Origin of the sequence: Celerinatantimonas yamalensis, assembly GCF_046054155.1 — a bacterium.
Classification (GTDB): Bacteria; Pseudomonadota; Gammaproteobacteria; order Enterobacterales; family Celerinatantimonadaceae; genus Celerinatantimonas; species Celerinatantimonas yamalensis.
Genome location: NZ_JBEQCT010000005.1, coordinates 1 through 19,459, shown reverse-complemented (window position 1 = coordinate 19,459; position 19,459 = coordinate 1). Strand labels below are relative to the sequence as shown.

Below are 19,459 nucleotides of genomic sequence, written 5' to 3'. Positions count from 1 at the left end.
TGGCTAAAATGAATATTTTGGTGACGCTGTTTTAAGTGAATACAAGAAGTTATCGGTTTTGTTTGCAAAATGGGTTCAAACAGATAAAGCAAAATGAGGGTTCTATCATTTTGTGCCTTCCGTATAAAACGACCTAACACTTAAGCCATTTTGACATGAGTTTTTATTCACACTGGCAAGATTTTCGAAAAATCATATTGCGGAGCGATAAGCATCACACTTCGATGTTCGCTAACTTTAGGCTCATCAGTTGCGCATCTTCTCGACCAGAGGCACAAGGGTAATAATTGCGACGAAGACCATCAACGACAAACCCTTGCTGTTGATAAAGTGTAATCGCGCTGTGGTTACTGACCCGAACTTCTAATAATACGTGGGTAATTGCTTGCTCATATAGATGTTTAAACCAAGCTTGCAACAGTTGCTTACCTAATCCTTGACGCTGCGCAGGCTGAGCAATACTAATATTAAGCAGTTCAGCTTGGTCCACCACTATTTCACTAAAGAGATACCCGGCTAACTGTTCTGAAGTATCTTTAATCGCTAAATTCAGTGCCCGAGGATGAAAAGCCTGCGTTAATAGTGACTCATTCCATGGGTGAAGTTGCACCTGACGTTCAATCGCTAAAATGGCGCTTAGATCGTGCTCTTGCAACAATTCAATGTGATAAGGCATCTACCAGCGACTCCCATACTTGTCGTTTGAGTGTGCCTTGCTGCGCCAAACTGCGCCAATCATATGGTCCTAGCAACCCAGATAGATCTTGCTCTGGCAATTGCTTAGCAAACCATAATACCCAACGCGACTCCACACTTGCCAACTGCTCGGCGCTGAGTACTTGAATCACCAAACTAAAGGGTTCGAGCCCTTTATTCAGGCCTTGCCACAGTTTCGATGTTTGTAATTGCTCGGGATGATCGCAAACAACGGCAAGATCAAGATGCGTTGTTTTAGTACAGATAGGTTGGCGTGACTCCCAGATTGTCACCCCCATCTGTTGGAGTAGCGCAATTGCTCGTGTATCCATCAAATCACTCTTTGATTAAAAGTTCTAAGATACCGGATCGAAAAGGCCTGCTCAATGAGCAGGCCTTTAAATTTGGCAGGGGTGGAGGGACTCGAACCCCCAACCGTCGGTTTTGGAGACCGCCGTTCTACCAATTGGAACTACACCCCTAAAGACGCTGGGTAGTATACCCAAACGACTTGAAAGGTAAAGACTAATTTTATCAAGCTGTAACTGATTGCTTGAGATTTAGCCAATTGAGCGCTCTGTAGTGGTTTGAAGCCGAGGAACTTTTGAGCGGCGCGTCGTAATAAACAGCAAGATCGTGGCTAACATACACCATACTAAAATTCGCCCTAACCAGGGCATTGCAGTAAATCCAATACCTACAGCCGAGATCACCAGCATCATTGTAGCGACACATTTAGCACGCACCGGGATCACCCGATACTGACGCCAATTTTGGATCATCACACCAAAATACCTGTGATTAAGCAGCCACTGCTCAAAGCGGGGCGATGCTTTTGAAAAGCACAAACACGCCAGTAATAGAAACGGCGTGGTGGGAAGTAAGGGAAGGATAACGCCTAAAGCCCCTAGGATCACAGCCAACCATCCCACGATGATCAATAGTATTCGGACCATTCGATTTCCTCCCAATAACAATGTCTACAACGTCGATCTGCTTACTATTCATCCAAATTTAACTAAATTAACAGATTTTTGAATTTGGTGTTTGACATCCAAGCTAAATAGCCGTTTAATTACGCCCCGTTAGGGTAACGCCGACTTAGCTCAGTAGGTAGAGCAACTGACTTGTAATCAGTAGGTCGCCAGTTCGATTCCGGCAGTCGGCACCATTCTTTTCGCATCATCCTAACGGATATCTACGCGGTACTCTATCTATCCCACCCAAATTATTTTCATGTTTAGACAATGCATTAATTCGTACTTTTTAAGCACACCATTGGTAATTTTTCATCATATCTGCCGTCGATCGTACAAGTATCATGTGCAACTTAAAAAAGTAACACGGCGTGCCATATCCTTTGTTAGAACATCCATCACGTTAGCACGATTACACTAATAACCACTTAATTCAGACACTAAGCTATACATTAAATAAATGACTAACTGATCATATCAATAAAAATACACTGAGTTAGCCTCACTGATTTTATGTCGGCTAACTCGTCTGGGTGTTGATATATCGCGGATATGAAAAAATAGAAAATGCGTTCACAACATATGGAATAATAAATTGATTGTTCTATTTATATTAATATGACCAGTGACGTGAATCTAACTCATCCTGACGTGCCGCATGAGCCAATATTGCTTCTGCTTTCTCGGTTGTCGAAGATAATTGGTCTAAAGCTCGGTCTAACATAAAATCTAATGTATCTTGAGTTTTTGCGCGACGAAATCGCATTAACCAATCCAATTTAGTACGTGGTGTTTCTATCATAGATGTCTCAAACTAATTGTATAAAAATAGAATTATGATTGATAAGTCAAAGGTAAGCTGTTCCACCTGACTTACATAAGGAAATAACTTAATTATGCTAATGCCAAATCAATAAATATTCATTTCATTTTGCCAACTATTGACAAAATCTTACATTGACTGACAAGCCTTCATTTTAGAATATTTATCAGAAAAAACTAGCCCTCTTAGTTAATAATAATTGACTAAACGACCCAACTTACTATTGCCACTATCAAAATAGCCTAACTTTAACAATTTTTTTATATTGTTAGCTTGCCATTGGCATTGCTTTGGTAACAAAACGCTTGGGTTTATCAAACAACTCTGCCACAATTTGCTGATACGCAATTGAGGTAACTAGAATGTTTGATACACTCCATAATTTTTTAAAAACCGCCTTTAAGGCTGAAGCTCGACCTCAGCTTGACGAAACAGAACAACTCAAATTAGCAACGGCAGCCTTACTTATTCAAGTTAGTGCGGCTGATGCCAATGAAAGTGGTGATGAACAAAAAGTTATCTATCAACGACTTTGCCATCTACTCGCCCTCAACGAAAACGAATCGAGAAATCTGTATATCGAAGCACAAAAAGCGTCTGACGATGCGGTTTCTGTCTATGAGTTTACGCGCAAAGTCAAAGCGCTTGACTACCAGCAGCGCTGCAAAATTATCAATGCGCTATGGCATGTCGCTTATGCTGATGGCAGACTTGATCCACAAGAAGAGGCACTTATTCGCAAAGTCGCTGACCTCATCTACCTAGATCACAAAGATTTTATTCAAACCAAATTAGCTGCGCAACCCCTTGGATGAGATTCATCATGCGCCGTGCTGCAAAACAACAGCCACAATGACGGTAAGGGCAACCTCTCATATAACGTGGCTCGATGCAGGAAAGTCGTTAAAGGCCAAGCACTGATACTATGATAGCTCATTTACAACATGAAGACACCATCTACAATAAGACATAGGGTAATATGCTGAAAACTGACCAGCCATTTTATTCATATTACATGATGAATAGCCAATATCCCCTATTGAAGTAAGGTATAAGTCCATTACAATAGGATTTAACACCATAAGCAAAGCCGATAAGGAGCAATTGTTGCAAGTATCCGGCGATAAGAGTCATCGAGCCATCGCAACAATCGGTGGTGGAAGCGGTCAATTCGTACTACTGAGCGCTTTGCGAGATATTCAGCAGTTGTATGTGAGCGCCATTGTATCAATGACCGATAGTGGCGGAAGTACCGGACGTTTACGCGATGAATTAGGAATTTTGCCCCCGGGCGATATTCTCAAATGTATTTTGGCACTTTCACCTCATCGTGATATGGCTCGCCAACTTTTGTTAAAGCGCTTCTCAGGTAATCAACGCCTACGCGGACACAGCGCTGGCAACATGCTACTGACCATGCTGAGTCAATACTCCGGTTCATTTTCAACCGGTATTGAAGCATTAGCGCAGTTATTGGATGTGCGCGGCGAAATTCTCCCAGTCACGACCGATAAATCCACACTCGTTGCCCAGTTAACTAATGGTGAACAGATCTTTGGTGAAAGTGCCATTGATGTGCCGCGCGGTAATCAGCGGCAAAAGATCGCCAATGTATTTTTAGTTCCCCATCATGCCGATCACGTCACCGTTTTTCCCCGCGTGATTGAACGAATTCGCCAAGTCAAAGCCGTTATTTTAGGTCCTGGCGATCTATATACCAGTATTATCCCTAATTTGTTGGTTCCCGGCGTTCGCGAAGCACTGCAAAAAAGTTCCGCAAAACTTATTTATATCAGTAATATTATGACTAAATTCGGCGAAACGGATGGCTATACGCTTGAATCATTTCTCTCAATTTTAGAACACTATATTGGCCGTCCAATCGATATCATTATCCATAATAATACCGTGCCCAGCGAAGCCGCGCTGAAAAACTATCAACAGCAGCGAGCCGCCCCTGTCAAAATAAATAATCACCGTAAATTGCTCAAACAATATCAGCTTATTGAAGCCGATCTACTGGAGCAGGAATCAGGGATCATTCGCCATAACGCCGATAAACTAACCCGCACGTTGGTTCCCTACTTACTCGATGAATCGTCACCAACTTGATGATCGGGTACTTTTGGGCTGACTTGCTTAGATTGTTTATTCCATCGATGAGCTTGTTTCAAACGGCTTGAATCGGCTCCTTGTTCACTTTTTTGAACATTACTTTCCCACGCTCTCTCATAAGCTGATGTTGGCAAGCGGCTATCATCATCTAACAGTTGATCGAGCATTTTACGCGAGCGTAAACTATGGCGCAAAAATTCAGTATTTTGATCATCTTTCAGTAGCTGTTCACGTAATAACTTACTGTCATACGATTTAAAAAACTCGCCAATTCGATAAGCTTGATTCGCCCGCCACCCTAATTCAGTAAGAGCATCCACCGCCATTGCGACCCCTGATCCAAGGGTTTCACGATGCACATAATCAACCCCTGCGCGCATCAGTTCCAAAGCATGTTCGCGATCAACGGCGCGGGCGAGAATAATCAGTTGTGGAAAATTTTTGCGAGCCATCTGGACAATTTCCAAAGTCTGCTCAGCGCTATCCACGGCAACAACTAATAATTTAGCTTGTTCTGCCCCAGCAGAACTAAGCAGATCAGCTCGAGTAGCATTGCCATAGAACACTTTAAAACCAAACCGTCCTAACGTTTTAATATGGTTCGCATCGTGCTCCAATATCGTCATGCCAATATGGTTGTTATGCAGCACTCGCCCCACAATTTGGCCGAATCGGCCAAATCCGGCAATAATAACTGGATTTTCATTATCATCGATCGCTGGGCTTGGTGAATTGATGGCCGCGCGCTCGCGCAGCCGAGGGAACAACCACCACTGACAAAGCATTAACAATAACGGTGTGGTCGCCATCGACAACGCAATCACTAATGTCACTAAATCGACCATCGCTGTGTTCAGGACCAAAGAGCTGCCTGCAAAAGACACTAAGACGAACCCAAATTCACCACTTTGCGAAAGTGCCGTGGAAAATACGCCTAAATCCTCACCGCGCAGCCTTGATAATTTACCCACAACCCACAGCACAGCAAATTTCACGGCGACCAACGCGACGACCAGCGATACAATTAACCCAAGTTTATCCCAGAGCAATACAAAGTTGATGTTAGCGCCCACTGAGATAAAAAACAGCCCTAACAGCAAACCTTTAAAGGGCTCGACATCCGCTTCTAACTCGTGGCGATATTCACTATCAGCAAGGACTACCCCAGCTAAAAACGTTCCCAAAGCCGGTGATAAACCGACCATATCCATCGCTTGAGCAATCCCCACGACTAACGCCAACGAAGCTGCAACGAATAACTCGCGCATATTCGATTGTGCCACCATGCGAAAGACCGGCCGCAGTAGATAATGCCCCCCAAAGATGATGCCAATAATAACCAGAGCCATCTGTGAAGCAGTTACCCAAGCGGGAGTTGATGAGGCTAAAGCAGAGGCACCGCTTTTCATTGCTAAAAATGGAAGAATCGCCAGCATCGGAATCACGGCGATATCTTGAAATAATAATACCGAAAACGAATGTTTGCCTGCAGGAGTTTTCATCAGCCCTTTTTCTTGCAAGCTTTGCAGCACTAACGCGGTCGATGACACCGAGAGAATCAATCCCAGCGCCAGCGCCTGTCGGTCACTCATTGCAAAAACATGGGCAATTCCCCAGATCAAAGCAACGGTTAAAACCACTTGCAAGCCACCGGTAAAGAAAATCGAACTTTTGAGTCGCCATAGCCGAGAGGGTTTAAGTTCCAATCCGATCAAAAACAGCATGATCACCACGCCAAACTCGGCAAAATGCATCACATCAGGCGATCCGCCGACTAGTCTCAATGCATATGGTCCGATAAGGCAACCTGCGATTAAATAGCCTAATACCGATCCCAAACCAAGACGGGTGGCAATGGGCACTGATACAATGGCCGCCGTTAAATAGACAAACGCATCAAACCATAACGAGTTTCCCATCTCAATCCTCCCAGTCTGGATGAGACAGATAATAACAGTGCTCTGGGAGAGTTAACTGCCCATCACGAAGTTGCTCTAGTAATTGCCGATAACGCTTGGCAAAATCGGCCAAGCGCGCATCATCACCCTGCTTATTTACGCTATCCACAACAAACGGTGGCAAATACTCCATCCCACATAATGTGGCTGTTTGCTCAAAAGGCAGCAAAAATTGCCGAATACTAAAACGGTTATAACCATGAGGCTGATAGGAGGCCATCGATCCCCCAGATGTAATCACCGATAAAAAACGACTTATAGATAAACGCTCATCAGGCGTCTCGGCATAGACGTAACCGCGGGTAAGCACTAAATCCATCCATTCTTTTAATAAAGCTGGGGCCGAATACCAATAAAATGGATGCTGAAAAACTAAAATGTCATATTCTTTCAATAGTGCCTGCTCGGCCAAGGCGTCAATAAAGCCATTGGGATAACGCTGATAAAGATCACGAATGGTAATTCCAGGTAACCCCTCAATCGCGGCTAATAACCGTTGGTTTGCCTGACTTTTATGTAAAGCTGGGTGAGCAAAAATGACTAAAATACGCGGCATAACCTTCTCATACAGCTATAAAACAGTGAACCAATAACATATCATGTTCACTGACTATAGATGCAACACTATTATAAAATCTACTTATATAACTGAGAAATTCAGAATAGACCATATCGGCACACTATAGAATGGTCTCGACAGTATTTCAGCTAGTCTTTATGCATTGATACCTATCACTATTCGCTAAAAAACAGCCAAATCGATGCAAAGCGAGTTGATCAAATCACTCGTCCCATCGAATAAGCACTGATGTATTCACCATCGCGAAAAGCAAATGCAGGTGACTCGCCTTCAATCACAAATCCAAACTTTTGGTATAAATGAATCGCCGATTGGTTATCTTGATAAACGGACAGTTCCAAGCGTTTTAAGTTGAGCCAATGATCAGCCACATCTATCACCGCAGTCAATAATGTATGACCGATCCCTTGATAATGATATCGCTCATGAACGGCAATACATATTGCCCCGACATGGCGGCGCCGGACATTGTGTTCAATCATCACCACCGAATGTCCAACAGCCACGTCATCTTTTGACGCAACATAGCTATACAAATTATCCGGTGCAGCTTGTAAGCGTTTTTCCCAAAAAGTATCAGTCGGATAAGGTAGATTGAGTGTATTGGCATAAACGCTCGGGCATTCATAAATAGCTTTAAGCGCAGGTGCATCGGTGGACTCTACATTCCGAATTGTAACAACTGACATAAATAATCACTTCTGTAACCTGCAAAAGAAGAAATAATAATGCCATTATTTCAAAAAAAAATGCAAGAAATATCATCAGATGCTTCATCTCGTAATAAAAAGGAAGCAATATAAGCTCCCTTTAAATAAAAACCTTTCATCTTTAAATCGCATTGCCCTAACAGGGATTAAGCCGATTCAATTAAGCTCTGACCTAAATAATTGCCCTTTCCCATAACACCCGGCAAAGTAAAGAAATATCCCCCGCCAAAAGGCTTGATGTATTCTTCAAGCGGCTCGCCATTGAGTCGGTTTTGAGTATCAATAAAGCCTCTTTGTAAATTAGCCTGATAACCAATAAACAGTAGCCCAACATCTAATTGTCCTGATGGACTGGTGGTATACGAATAACTATAGCCACGTCTTAATAATAGAAATTCAGGGTAACCTTGGGTTCGCGGATTCGCTAAGCGCATATGCGCATCTAGCGGAATATGTTTGCCATGTGGATCCGAGGCATAATCAGGCGAATCATGTTCATGCTTCATCCCAAGTGGCGCGCCAGTATCGCGATCACGACCAAATATGGCTTGCTGCTCTTGCAGTGGGGTGCGATCCCAGTGTTCGACATAAAAACGAATCAACCGGATCACTTGATAACTACCACCCACCGTCCATGCTGGTTCAGCTGTATCTGAGCTAAGCCAGAGCATTTGCTTAAGCACATCATGCTGACTGGCATTAGGATTGACCGTACCATCGCGAAATCCGAGCAAATTAATGGGGGTTCGTTTGCCTTGTGACGCCGCAGCATGAGGTGAAATAAAGCCATCACGGCGCCAACGTACCGCTAATGAACCCGGCGTATGTTTGATAATATCACGCAATGCATGCAAGGTTGTATCTGGGCTATTGGCACAAATTTGCAACATCAAATCACCATGACACCACTGGCTTTGCAGTCCATCATTGGCAAAGCGAGTCATGGTTTGTAGCTGATGCGGCTTTAAGTGTGACAAACCAAAGCGTTGATCAAATAAGGAAGCCCCCACGGATACGGTAATCGTTAAGTTATCCGGATGAATCATAGGGCCAACCATACCTGAATCCAGTGGTGGATATTGCGCATCGCGCGCCTTAACTACCCCACCTTGCATTAAAAACTCACAACGCTGTGTCAATGTTTGTAGCATGGTTTGAAGTGCTGGCTTATCGGTTGCTAGCACGTCAAAGGCCACCAATGCCACATTAGCTTGCTGCGCTGTGGTGATGCCACTTTGATGAGCACCATAAAACGGCTGGCTCGCCGACTCTGCGGAAAAATCGGAGCACTCAGACATGACTTTATCAGATAGCCTCGATGCTGCATTGGCTGAAGCTGACAAACTGCTGTAGGCGAGCACTCCTCCCGCTGTCCCCAACAACCCTTTTAATAGATGCCGGCGCGCTGAATTTGGCTGTTCATCGGACTCTTGGTTGGCTTGGCCAAAATGAAACGGGCATCCCATTACGACTTCTCCAATTTTAATTGTGTGGCTATTTTGCCGAGATCTGCATGTAGCTGTTGGCGCACGGCGAGGCTATCAATGTCTCGCCACTGCTCAATGTGCAGGTGTAAAGCTGATAGGCGCTTTGAATCCAATTTATGCATCACGGGTGTAAGGACTTTCTCAAACTGAGTGAGATCAGCGGTTAATCCATGCCATGCAACTGAAGTTGGCTCGCTAGCTAACAGCTGCTGTTGCAGCAATTGCGTAATTTTAAATAGACTCAACGTATTTTCCCGAGCACGCCTCTTCCACAGACTGACTTGCGCCAGTAACGCGCGGCGAGATACTTTCGCCACGACCAGCTTATCGTCGGCTGCGTCGCTGGCAAAACCACGAGCAAACACCAACATACCAGCATACTGCCTCACCAAATCAGCGGGAACTTTACTGCCTTGCCACGCTTGCACTTGCGCCTCAAGAGCTTGCGTTTGCGTGACTAACAGATATTTATACTCGGCTTCGATGGCAATAATATCTTGGCGCTTCACTTGATATCCTTGACTGCCAGCAGCGGCATTGACCACCAGCGAACCACGGGGGTTGGTTAGCAAACCACAGGTGGTGGCATAGTGACCCGGCTCTAAATCAACCGTCATTTTTTGATAAAAGCCCGGCGCAATATTTTCACGTTCGGCCACAACGCGTACGCCTTTAAGAATTTCCCATTCGAGTGCCCGCATGCTGTTATTTTTGATAATAAATCGCACTTTTCCAGCAGTAACAGACAACGCCATCGGGTCACACTGCGTATCATTCACCGATATTTTTATCTCAGGGATCGACTGAGCATAACTCAGAGGGATCATCGAACTGAATAACGCACCAGCCAGCATTAAACGATAATTCATCGTTTCCTCTCAATTAGTTAAGCCCTAAAATACCGCGTAACTCGGATAAATCTTCAGCTAATACTGTCACAGGGCCTTGCAGCGCTTTGCGATCACCAGCCGTTAACTTTTCATAAGATTCAAAACCAGTTTGGGTCCGGTATTTGGCTAAGATGCTATCTACCTGTTGGAAATTTTGATCAACTTTTGCCAATAACTGTGGGCGTGCTTTTTGCAAAATGGGCCTCAGTAGATCAACAATTTTTTTCGAGCCATCCACATTCGCTTGAAAGTCCCACAGATCACTATGACTATACCGATCTTCTTCACCACTAATTTTCGAAGAAGCGACCTCTTCAATTAAACCCGCTGCACCATCCACAACGGTGCTAGGTGGAAAGGCTAAGCCAGTTAACCGTTGGCGCAGATCTAAAACATCTTTATACAACTTGTTGGCATAATGGGCGGTTTCTTGGGCATTGCCTTTAACCCATAAGGTATGTTCGAGTCGGTGAAAGCCACTAAAGTTAGGATCTTGCGTCTTTTTCTGAAAATCATCCTCACGCGCATCAATGCTAGCATCTAAGTCTGAGAACAACTCAGCCACCGGTTCAATCCGTTCATAGTGAATTCGCGCTGGAGCATACAGGGCTTTAGCTTGTTGTATATTTCCCGCTTTTATTGCATCCGTAAACGCTTTGGTATCTTTGACTAATGCGTTTACTTCACTGATTACGTAAATTTTATATTCTGCCATCGGGGCACTCAGCTGCGTTGAGTAATCTTGCGCCGTGGCCACACAGCTTGTCCCGAGTAACAGTAATGGTAAAGTCGCTACGATCTTGTTCATAAATATCCCTTATTTTACTGTGCGTACGATGAAGAAGTTTGTTTTGCCCGCCAGAGAAACCAAGTCAAAGCAGGTAACAGGTAGAGTAGGTAGACCAACACTTCCGATTGACTTGGCATCGATTGATAACCGAATAAGCTCTCTAAAAGCGTACCGAATAGGCTATGAGTAGATAAAATATCACTGCTATTAAAAGCAGTGGCTTGTAAGTAGTTCCATACACCAGCTTCATGAAATGCTCTAATCGCGCCAGCAGAAAGCCCAGCGGCCACCAATAAAATCAGCAAAGACGTCCAGCGAAAAAAAGCTTTTAAAGGAAGCCGAGATCCTGCGAAGTGCAACGCAAAACCAATGAGTACAGCACACACCACACCACTGACCGCGCCGATGGGGGCCATCACCCCCACATCTTGTGTAAATGCAGCCATCAAAAAAAATACCGATTCAAGGCCTTCTCGGGCAACAGCGAGAAAAACCATCAACATTAATGCCCGTGCTGGAGCATGTGATCGCGTTAACGCATTATCCACAGCTGCACGAATATCGCGGCTAATCGATACGCTGGCTTTTTGCATCCAAAACACCATGTACGTCAACATCACTACAGCAACAACTGCCACGATCGCCTCAAACAACTCTTGTTGTTGCTGAGGAAATTCACCAGTAGTCTTTTCAATGCCGATGCCTAATAGCAAACACAGCACTAGCGCACTAATAACCCCAAGCCAAACATACTTGAGCCATAACCCCTGCCCACTTTGCTTAAGATAGCTAGTGATAATAACGACAATAAGTGTCGCTTCGAGCCCTTCGCGGAGCATAATAAGAAAAGGTACAAAGAACATAGGCCTAAAACATAAATGATAATTATTATCAATAGTATTTCTATTTCATAAAATGTCAATCCCTATGCGGAATTTTTAATCTCATGGAGGATATTTATGGAATTGACAATAAAAACAAAGCGTTCACTCTGTATACAAAAATCGGCAAGGCAGACAGAGCAACACCAAGGCTAAATAAAGCGCCTACGATAGATAAGCACTTAGTGATGCAGCTACTGGTATAAACCAATCTAGACGCATTGCTGAAAACGACAGGCGAGTGCAACTAAGTCAAAATAAGGAAGATGAATAAACCGCTTAAGCCGACGCGTGTTTGGATGCTTCACTCCCACCAAAATTCCGCATTTTATGGCGACACGTCAAATAAACAGCCATTCGGGGATAGAGAGAGATCTCGCCAAGCAACTATAAAAACCGCTGATGCTTTATTTTTATAGACCTCGTTCTTAAAAACATTGTAGATTTAACCCTATCTGATTAGTGAAGGAAAACAGTCATGTCTGAAAGAATGCTGCGCGACTACCTCGGCGACAAGGGATTAGCAGTAGTCAGTGCGTATAATGCATCGAAAGAAACAATGAAAATTTCTATTTGCGGTGTGCACATACTTAACGATATGCAAATCTCCCTTTTTTTACCCAATGGACACCAATTTGTAGATGATCAGTTAGTAACTGTTCATCTGGATAACCGTACCGGTGTTGCTGAATATGATGCCGATTTAAAAGTCTATCGAGCATCCTTTAAAGGCCGTGTTCGTCTCACTCATCCACACCAAGTCTTAGTCGATGCAATGGAATACCAACTTTTTTATGGTGCCAATATTGCCAAAAAATTTCAAGAATCAGGCTATCACTACCCTACCGATCACAGAACCCGTTCGCCGCTTCCCTATTCGCCGATGGCTCAAGTACCCAGCATAGACATTGAAGAAAACGATAATAAAATCGGCATCTTATTTACCTACGCCCAAAACCAACCTCATTCCACTGTGATGGCATTTTTATCAACGATAAATGATGATATTTTTTTCATCACTTTCAAAGGAACCTTCAAAGAACAACTATTAAGTCGAGACAATCGTTGTTACTTTGCCATTGATAGCCGCGCGACATTTACCTTTGAAAATGCCATCGAGTGGAATTACAGCATTATTCAGGGTGAAGTTTACGAAATTCCCAAATCATCCCCCATTTTCAGTGAGGTTCAAGCAAGGTTTATCATTAAAAACCCTTGGGAAGTTGGCTTTTTTAGCCATCCTGATGTGGTGATGTTCCATCTGCAAGCGCAGCACGTGGTCTGTCCAACGAGAGGCAAGCTATAGTGATACTGAAGCCAATCACTCGTCGCACTGCGATGCGCGATGTTATGATCGCGCTATTTTGGACAATGTTTCAAAAACCATGACCTGTGCCCTACTAGCGCCCATCCACTCTTTTTTACACACACCGACCCCAATGGCTTGGCTGGACGAAGCATTAAGGCCTAAAAATATGCCAATCTTGCTGATTGATCATCTTGTCTGTGAACTTAAGGCGGCTCAATCAGGGATGTATTTGATTCGCCGCTACGCCGTTGACAAAGCCAGTGGTGATGAGCTGCTTTGCTGGCTAAAACCCTTTGAAGATTTTATTTATCAGCACGTTGGTTACTGGCACGATCTAGTTGCAAAGAACCAGTTAAGCAAAGCGTTGCTGCCCAAGAGTCACTCACCTTTTGGGCAACTGATTATCGATAAGATGGTGCCGTTGATTAAAGAAGAGCTGCACCACTTTTATCAAGTGCTGGAAATGATGGCAGCACTTGATATTGCCTACCACAGTATAACCTCCAGCCGTTATGCCAAGGGTCTGCTGCACCATGTGACTACCCATGAACCACAAGCATTAATCGACAAACTTATCTGCGGCGCTTACATTGAAGCACGTTCATGTGAGCGTTTTGCCGCTTTAGCACCTCTAGTGGATACGCGCTTAGGGTCGTTTTATCAATCACTATTGCGCTCAGAAGCACGTCACTACCAAGACTACTTAGCGCTTGCTCGGCTTATTTCAACCGATGACATTACGCCACGTATCCAGTTTTTCGGTGTAAGAGAAGCAGAGCTAATACACTCCTATGATCCCGACTTTAAATTTCACTCGGGCATCCCTGCTGAATAATTAGCCTCTCTATCCGATGGAGGATGGTGCGAAGATCATTCAAGTGGAGTGAGCCGCCAGCGATTCATTCTACACATTGAAACAGCAGTAAGGTCTTTAATATCAGTGATCTGCTACTAACTACCCAGCAAACACTTTTATATCTTGCTCGAAATCAGAATAGAGCCATGCATGCAGGACGCTGATCGTCTCAGTCGATCCCGTTCAAGGGACGTTTAGGTGCGGCAAAGCCAATGGTAAACTCGATTCAATATCAAGTGGGTTGATCATTTTATTGTAGATATTGATATGTTATAACATATCAATATAAATAAGCCCGAACATGCCATTATCAGAAACACGCTTACCGGTGACGGTTCTTTTTGGTTTTCTCGGCGCAGGAAAAACCATCCTTCTTGACCATATCCTAAATAATCATACAAGACTTAAAAGTAGCAGTGATTAGCAATCATATGAGTGAAGTGAATATTGATTAAAATATCATCAATTGGGTGATATGCGCCAAGAACAAGTGTTTATCGGCCAAGATCTCGAACAATCCCTATTTATCCAACAACTCGATCAGTGCCTACGCACCGATGATGAAATGATCATTAGCGTGAGTATTTGGCAAACCTGGCCTGATCCTTTTGCCGATGCCGATATTTCCCATCTAATTAACTGCACTCTAATCTTGAGGGGATCTCCCTTGTCCAAATTTGCTCAGGACAAGGGCCATGTTAATGCCAGTGATGGCATTTTGACGTTTGCCCAATCCCTGGATTAAAGCGATTACAGGGGTCAAGTTCTTGATAAAATTGCGCTTGCGCCGTAGATGCTGGGTATAAGTGTCCCACGTTATGCTCAGCAGGATATTGCGCTTGGCGCTGATCAAGCAATGACCACATTTGATGCTCAAGCTCTAAGCAGTTCGCGCCTTTACGAATCACATAGTCTTGATGAAAGACATGACAGAAAAAATGCCCATAATAGAGCTTAATTAAAATATCTTGGTCAATTGACTCAGGCAGATGTTCTTGCCATTGGCGCTCATTACGTTTAAGCGCAATATCAAGCGCCACAATATCTTCCACCGTGTCAGGATGTACCGCGCGATAACGCACTGCTGCACCCGCCGCGGCAAAACGATGTAAAAAGGCTTTTTTGCCCTCATCAGGGGTGCACTCAAAATAATCCCCGGGCCGATGGGCAAAGAACTCTCTGAGGTAGTTACGTGCTTCATCAATTCCATCACCGGACATTTTTAATAACAAATGATGCTCAAAACGCTGCCGATAATCTTGCATCCGTTTAGGTAAGTGCTTGGGGAAAAGCCGACTTAATCCCTGCAATATCCGATCGCTGAGCTGCTCAGACACACCGGGCAGTTGGGCGCACCAACCATCAAAGCGACTTTTCAATGAAAAAAACCATGGCAGCCGATCTGTCCCCAGCCAGTTGATCAGCATAAAAGTATCCTTGCCGTATTGCGCAGCAATATCGTAGGCATCGCGGTGCAAATACTCACCTGAGACAGGCAGTGATTTAAAATTGCTCAGCATATCACGGCGCAGTTGTTCTAGCTCATCGGCATCATTGCTACCAATATAAAAGACTTGTGAGGAACCCTGAGCGGCAAAAGTATCTAGGCGCACGGCAAATAGCATCAGCTTACCCGCACAACCAGAGGCTTCATATAAGCGCCTCGGGTCGCCATTAAAACGTGCTGCACTATCGGCATCAACATCGCGAATATAAGCTTGATACTCATCATCACTGGCTTTGGCATCATTCATTGGGTCAATCTGGCCAAATTGCCCTTTTTCTAAGCGGTTCAGAACAGATAATGGATCATCGCCTAATTCAATCCCAAGATGATTAACCAACACCAACTGCCCATCCGTTTGCAGCTGTGCGAATAAGGCCAGTTCTGTATAAGCAGGCCCTCGATGAACTAGTGCTCCACCAGAGTTATTACAAATACCGCCTAACACAGAGGCCCCAAGGCAAGACGAACCAATCACGGAATGCGGCTCACGGCCAAGTGGACGTAATTTTTTTTCCAGCACATCTAACGTCGATCCAGGTAAACAGACAACTTGGCGTCCATCTGAAATAAGATGCACTTGGTTGATGCGCATAACATTAACGATCACAATCGGCCGTTCATAGTCATCCCCATCAGGCGTGGAACCGCCCGTTAAACCGGTGTTAGCCGCTTGAGTAATCACAATCAGATCAGCCTGGACACACGCTTGCAAAATTTGCCATTGCTGCGCAAGAGACCCCGGTTTAACCACGGCCAACACACGGCCATCCCCAAAACGGAAGCCCTTACGATAACGGCGCGTTGCAGAACTCGTCGTCAGCACATACGAATCTCCAACAATCTGTTTGAACTGCCTGATTAGCGGCTGGTTATCACCAGCTAATACACTACTCATAATTCTCCTTAATGTTCATGTTAAAAGCCATACCCAAACGGGTCACACGATTGTGTGATTGACCCAGTTACGGGGCATCATCGCGATAAATAGCACCAGATAGCTTGTTAGCATATCTCGTTCTATCGGATAAAAAACTAACCGCTGCGCAATTCAAGCTACGCTCAAAATACCCCTCAAGCAACTCCCGCACGAGTGATCTGAATAATCGGCCAATCGCTCATACCGGGCTAGTATTTAATAGCGATCTCGTGACACAATTAAAAAATTATTCAATACGCTTTGAAGCCCATCATGATTACATCCACACCAGATATTTGCTCTGAAATCTATCTAGGGTTGATGTCTGGAACAAGTTTAGATGGCATTGATGTCGTCGCGGTTGATTTTGCAGACGCTAAACCGGTCTTGCTCGGCAGTCATCATGATCCATTTCCAGCCCCATTGCGCGATAAGCTCTATGCCATTGCCTTAGATCAACCACTCCCTATAAGTGCTATTGGTCAGGCTACAACATGGCTCAGCGAGTGCTACTCGCAATCGGTGAATACGCTTTGCCAAAAACTCGCATTGCAGCCGCAATATATACAAGCACTCGGTTGCCATGGTCAAACGGTTCATCATCACCCTATCGCTCCTTATCCATTTAGCCTGCAGCTGAATAATCCAAGCCTAATTGCAGCAAAAACCGGGATTACCACCGTGGCTGATTTTCGCAGTAAGGATATGGCCTATGGTGGACAAGGGGCACCCCTAGTCCCAGCCTTTCATCAAGCCTTATTTGTTGATCCCAAACAAACAGTTATTGTGCTCAATATTGGTGGCATCGCCAATATTTCGATTTTAGATCCGCATCAACCGCTCATCGGCTATGACACAGGCCCTGGCAATATGCTGATGGATGCATGGATCAAACAATGCTGCAATCAACCATTTGATCAAGATGGTCAATGGGCCGAGAAAGGGCGCGTTATTCCAGAACTATTAGAGCGCTTATGCCAAGAGCCTTTTTTTGCCCACCCCCATCCCAAGAGCACTGGCCGAGAGCTATTTCATCTACAATGGCTAGCGCAATTTTTACTAGGTAACGAGCGCGCCGAAGATATTCAAGCAACGTTGCTGGCACTAACGGTTCTCAGCATTACGCAAGAGGTGCAGCGCTACTCACCAGGCCGACTATTAGTGTGTGGCGGTGGCGCTCATAACCGCGCATTGATGCAATCCCTTCAATCCACACTACCTCTCTGGCAGGTATTACCTACCGATGCGCTAGGGGTAAGTGGTGATGCCATGGAGGCGATGGCATTTGCTTGGCTTGCGCGGCAGTGCTTGCACCAGCAAGCAGGGAATGCAGCATCTGTCACTGGGGCTTCCCAGCAGGCTATTTTAGGGGGTATCTTTAGGGCAGATACCCATTTATCCAATTCACACTTTACAAGGCAATCTTGATGCACCAACATGCTTTGCTCAATGAACTGGCCGGTCTTAGCTCGGAAAATCGCAGCCCAGACAGCATCCATGTCGATGAGGCCGACAGCTTATCGATTATCACATTAATGAACCAACACGATCAGAGCGTTGCGACAGCGGTTGCAAATGTATTGCCAGCTATCGCACAAGCGGTTGATTGTATTACCGATAGTTTGTTAAATAACGGGCGACTTATCTATGTGGGTGCGGGAAGCAGCGGCCGTTTAGGTGTTCTGGATGCCAGCGAGTGCCCTCCGACCTTTGGCATATCGGCTGATCAAGTGATTGGCCTCATTGCCGGTGGTCCAGACGCTATGTTTCAGGCCCAAGAAGGGGCTGAAGATTCACCGCAATTGGCCCTGCAAGACTTATCCAATTTGCAACTTAACGACCGCGATGTTGTAGTTGGCATCGCCGCCAGTGGCCGCACGCCTTATACCATCGGCGCACTTGAGTATGCCAAACAAATAGGCGCCGTGGCTATCGCAGTGTGTTGTAATGCTCACTCGCCGATGAGTGATATTGCCGATATAGCCATTACAGCTGTAGTTGGCGCTGAAGTACTGACTGGTTCGACGCGTCTAAAATCGGGAACTGCGCAAAAAATGATCTTAAATATGCTCACGACTGCTAGCATGATTCGATTGGGAAAATGCTATGAAAACTTGATGGTTGATCTTAAAGCCAGCAATGACAAGCTTAAAGCGCGAGCAACTCGCATCTTGATGCAAAGCAGCCAATGTTCACAAGACCAAGCCATTAAGCTGCTACAAGCTACCAATGGAGCACTCAAACCTGCTATTTTGATGGCAATCAGCCATATTGATCGTGATGCAGCCAGTGCTTATTTAGAGCAAAGCAAAGGCCATTTGCGCCGCGCTATTCAACTGAGCCAAGTACAGACGCAAATCTCCGAATAACAAACAGGCCATAGGTGGGCAGTCATCGTGCTGCGAAATCAATTTCGCAGCGCAAAAGTGCTAAATATGTCAACTTAGATATATCATTGCGATAACAACGGGGATGTACTTAAAAATCGATTTTGGAGCAATATAGTAGCACTGCAAAGTGCGAACATCATCGCTTTGCTGAACTTTAGATTGAACACACACATTGTTAAATCGTAGGCATAAAAAAACCCTGCTCAAAGAGCAGGGTTTTAAATAAGAACCTGGCAGTGACCTACTTTCACATGGGGAAACCCCACACTATCATCGGCGCTGCTGCGTTTCACGGCTGAGTTCGGCATGGAGTCAGGTGGTTCCACAACGCTATGTCTACCAGGTAAAAACTTGTTTATTGATTTAAAAGCTCAAAATAACTAAAAACATAACTGGTTAAATCAATAATCTCTTTTCTAAGAGATTAAAACCCAGCAAAGAAGCTGGGTTCTGAATAAGAAGCCTGGCCGTGACCTACTTTCACATGGGGAAACCCCACACTATCATCGGCGCTGCTGCGTTTCACGGCTGAGTTCGGCATGGAATCAGGTGGTTCCACAACGCTATGGCGACC

At 44.7% G+C, this 19,459-nt stretch carries 18 protein-coding genes, 2 tRNA genes, 2 rRNA genes and 2 pseudogenes; 9 read left to right on the top strand and 15 right to left on the bottom strand.

The features are described 5' to 3' along the window. Positions 1 to 214: 214 nt before the first annotated feature. From rimI to ABUE30_RS11280, 4 genes are all read right to left on the bottom strand, one after another. On the bottom strand, positions 215 to 676 hold the full coding sequence (gene rimI / locus ABUE30_RS11295) for a ribosomal protein S18-alanine N-acetyltransferase (RefSeq protein ID WP_408623884.1): 462 nt from the start codon (positions 674 to 676) through the stop codon (positions 215 to 217). Next, positions 660 to 1,028 (bottom strand): DNA polymerase III subunit psi, encoded by a 369-nt coding sequence (locus ABUE30_RS11290; RefSeq protein WP_408623883.1) that lies wholly within the window; start codon positions 1,026 to 1,028, stop codon positions 660 to 662. The genes rimI and ABUE30_RS11290 overlap by 17 nt, the downstream gene beginning before the upstream one ends. A gap of 73 nt (positions 1,029 to 1,101) precedes the next feature. Next, a tRNA-Trp gene (locus ABUE30_RS11285) sits at positions 1,102 to 1,178 on the bottom strand. A gap of 78 nt (positions 1,179 to 1,256) precedes the next feature. Continuing rightward, a complete protein-coding gene (locus ABUE30_RS11280; RefSeq protein WP_408623882.1) occupies positions 1,257 to 1,652 on the bottom strand; it encodes a YbaN family protein in 396 nt (131 codons plus the stop codon). Positions 1,653 to 1,791: 139 nt separating this feature from the next. On the opposite strand from ABUE30_RS11280, the gene ABUE30_RS11275 reads away from it, so the two are divergent. Continuing rightward, a tRNA-Thr gene (locus ABUE30_RS11275) sits at positions 1,792 to 1,867 on the top strand. A 419-nt stretch (positions 1,868 to 2,286) separates the two neighbouring features. Here ABUE30_RS11275 and ABUE30_RS11270 read toward each other — a convergent pair. Next, entirely contained in the window at positions 2,287 to 2,475 is a 189-nt protein-coding gene (locus ABUE30_RS11270; protein WP_408623881.1) for an HHA domain-containing protein, read from the bottom strand. Between the two features lie 383 nt (positions 2,476 to 2,858). On the opposite strand from ABUE30_RS11270, the gene ABUE30_RS11265 reads away from it, so the two are divergent. Together ABUE30_RS11265 and ABUE30_RS11260 are read left to right on the top strand one after the other, a co-directional pair. Then, positions 2,859 to 3,311, top strand: a complete 453-nt coding sequence (locus ABUE30_RS11265; RefSeq protein ID WP_408623880.1) for a tellurite resistance TerB family protein — start codon at positions 2,859 to 2,861, stop codon at positions 3,309 to 3,311. Positions 3,312 to 3,603: 292 nt separating this feature from the next. Beyond that, positions 3,604 to 4,608, top strand: coding sequence for a gluconeogenesis factor YvcK family protein (locus ABUE30_RS11260; RefSeq protein WP_408623879.1), 1,005 nt, complete (start codon positions 3,604 to 3,606; stop codon positions 4,606 to 4,608). Here ABUE30_RS11260 and ABUE30_RS11255 read toward each other — a convergent pair. The 7 genes and pseudogenes from ABUE30_RS11255 to efeU form a co-directional block, all read right to left on the bottom strand. Continuing rightward, positions 4,578 to 6,530 carry a monovalent cation:proton antiporter-2 (CPA2) family protein gene (locus tag ABUE30_RS11255; protein WP_408623878.1) on the bottom strand — a complete coding sequence of 651 codons (1,953 nt, stop codon included), beginning with the start codon at positions 6,528 to 6,530 and terminating at the stop codon, positions 4,578 to 4,580. The two genes, ABUE30_RS11260 and ABUE30_RS11255, sit on opposite strands and share 31 nt — an antisense overlap. Before the next feature lies 1 nt (position 6,531). Further along, positions 6,532 to 7,125 (bottom strand): NAD(P)H-dependent oxidoreductase, encoded by a 594-nt coding sequence (locus ABUE30_RS11250; RefSeq protein WP_408623876.1) that lies wholly within the window; start codon positions 7,123 to 7,125, stop codon positions 6,532 to 6,534. 221 nt (positions 7,126 to 7,346) lie between these two features. After that, positions 7,347 to 7,838 carry a GNAT family N-acetyltransferase gene (locus ABUE30_RS11245; RefSeq protein WP_408623874.1) on the bottom strand — a complete coding sequence of 164 codons (492 nt, stop codon included), beginning with the start codon at positions 7,836 to 7,838 and terminating at the stop codon, positions 7,347 to 7,349. A 167-nt stretch (positions 7,839 to 8,005) separates the two neighbouring features. Further along, positions 8,006 to 9,325 carry an iron uptake transporter deferrochelatase/peroxidase subunit gene (gene efeB / locus ABUE30_RS11240; RefSeq protein ID WP_408623872.1) on the bottom strand — a complete coding sequence of 440 codons (1,320 nt, stop codon included), beginning with the start codon at positions 9,323 to 9,325 and terminating at the stop codon, positions 8,006 to 8,008. Further along, positions 9,325 to 10,215 carry a cupredoxin domain-containing protein gene (locus tag ABUE30_RS11235; RefSeq protein ID WP_408623870.1) on the bottom strand — a complete coding sequence of 297 codons (891 nt, stop codon included), beginning with the start codon at positions 10,213 to 10,215 and terminating at the stop codon, positions 9,325 to 9,327. The genes efeB and ABUE30_RS11235 overlap by 1 nt, the downstream gene beginning before the upstream one ends. A 13-nt stretch (positions 10,216 to 10,228) precedes the next feature. Next, positions 10,229 to 11,017, bottom strand: a pseudogene (efeO, locus tag ABUE30_RS11230) (iron uptake system protein EfeO); the annotation flags it as partial. A gap of 41 nt (positions 11,018 to 11,058) precedes the next feature. Then, entirely contained in the window at positions 11,059 to 11,889 is an 831-nt protein-coding gene (efeU, locus tag ABUE30_RS11225) for an iron uptake transporter permease EfeU (RefSeq protein WP_408623868.1), read from the bottom strand. A gap of 496 nt (positions 11,890 to 12,385) precedes the next feature. Here efeU and ABUE30_RS11220 point away from each other — a divergent pair, with 496 nt between their 5' ends. From ABUE30_RS11220 to ABUE30_RS11205, 4 genes and pseudogenes are all read left to right on the top strand, one after another. Beyond that, positions 12,386 to 13,213, top strand: a complete 828-nt coding sequence (locus tag ABUE30_RS11220) for a hypothetical protein (RefSeq protein ID WP_408623867.1) — start codon at positions 12,386 to 12,388, stop codon at positions 13,211 to 13,213. A 79-nt stretch (positions 13,214 to 13,292) separates the two neighbouring features. Next, positions 13,293 to 14,051, top strand: a complete 759-nt coding sequence (miaE, locus tag ABUE30_RS11215; protein WP_408624123.1) for a tRNA isopentenyl-2-thiomethyl-A-37 hydroxylase MiaE — start codon at positions 13,293 to 13,295, stop codon at positions 14,049 to 14,051. A 322-nt stretch (positions 14,052 to 14,373) separates the two neighbouring features. Further along, positions 14,374 to 14,524, top strand: a pseudogene (locus ABUE30_RS11210) (GTP-binding protein); the annotation flags it as partial. A 23-nt stretch (positions 14,525 to 14,547) separates the two neighbouring features. Then, positions 14,548 to 14,817, top strand: coding sequence for a hypothetical protein (locus ABUE30_RS11205; RefSeq protein ID WP_408623866.1), 270 nt, complete (start codon positions 14,548 to 14,550; stop codon positions 14,815 to 14,817). On the opposite strand, the gene dld is transcribed toward ABUE30_RS11205, so the two are convergent. After that, positions 14,771 to 16,474 carry a D-lactate dehydrogenase gene (gene dld / locus ABUE30_RS11200; RefSeq protein ID WP_408623865.1) on the bottom strand — a complete coding sequence of 568 codons (1,704 nt, stop codon included), beginning with the start codon at positions 16,472 to 16,474 and terminating at the stop codon, positions 14,771 to 14,773. The genes ABUE30_RS11205 and dld overlap by 47 nt on opposite strands. A gap of 294 nt (positions 16,475 to 16,768) precedes the next feature. Here dld and ABUE30_RS11195 point away from each other — a divergent pair, with 294 nt between their 5' ends. Further along, positions 16,769 to 17,923 carry an anhydro-N-acetylmuramic acid kinase gene (locus ABUE30_RS11195; RefSeq protein WP_408623864.1) on the top strand — a complete coding sequence of 385 codons (1,155 nt, stop codon included), beginning with the start codon at positions 16,769 to 16,771 and terminating at the stop codon, positions 17,921 to 17,923. Next, positions 17,923 to 18,864 (top strand): N-acetylmuramic acid 6-phosphate etherase, encoded by a 942-nt coding sequence (murQ, locus tag ABUE30_RS11190; protein ID WP_408623863.1) that lies wholly within the window; start codon positions 17,923 to 17,925, stop codon positions 18,862 to 18,864. Before ABUE30_RS11195 ends, murQ begins: the two co-directional genes overlap by 1 nt. A gap of 249 nt (positions 18,865 to 19,113) precedes the next feature. On the opposite strand, the gene rrf (ABUE30_RS11185) is transcribed toward murQ, so the two are convergent. Beyond that, positions 19,114 to 19,229, bottom strand: a 5S ribosomal RNA gene (gene rrf / locus ABUE30_RS11185). Positions 19,230 to 19,346: 117 nt separating this feature from the next. After that, positions 19,347 to 19,459: ribosomal RNA gene (gene rrf, locus ABUE30_RS11180) — 5S ribosomal RNA — on the bottom strand; the annotation flags it as partial.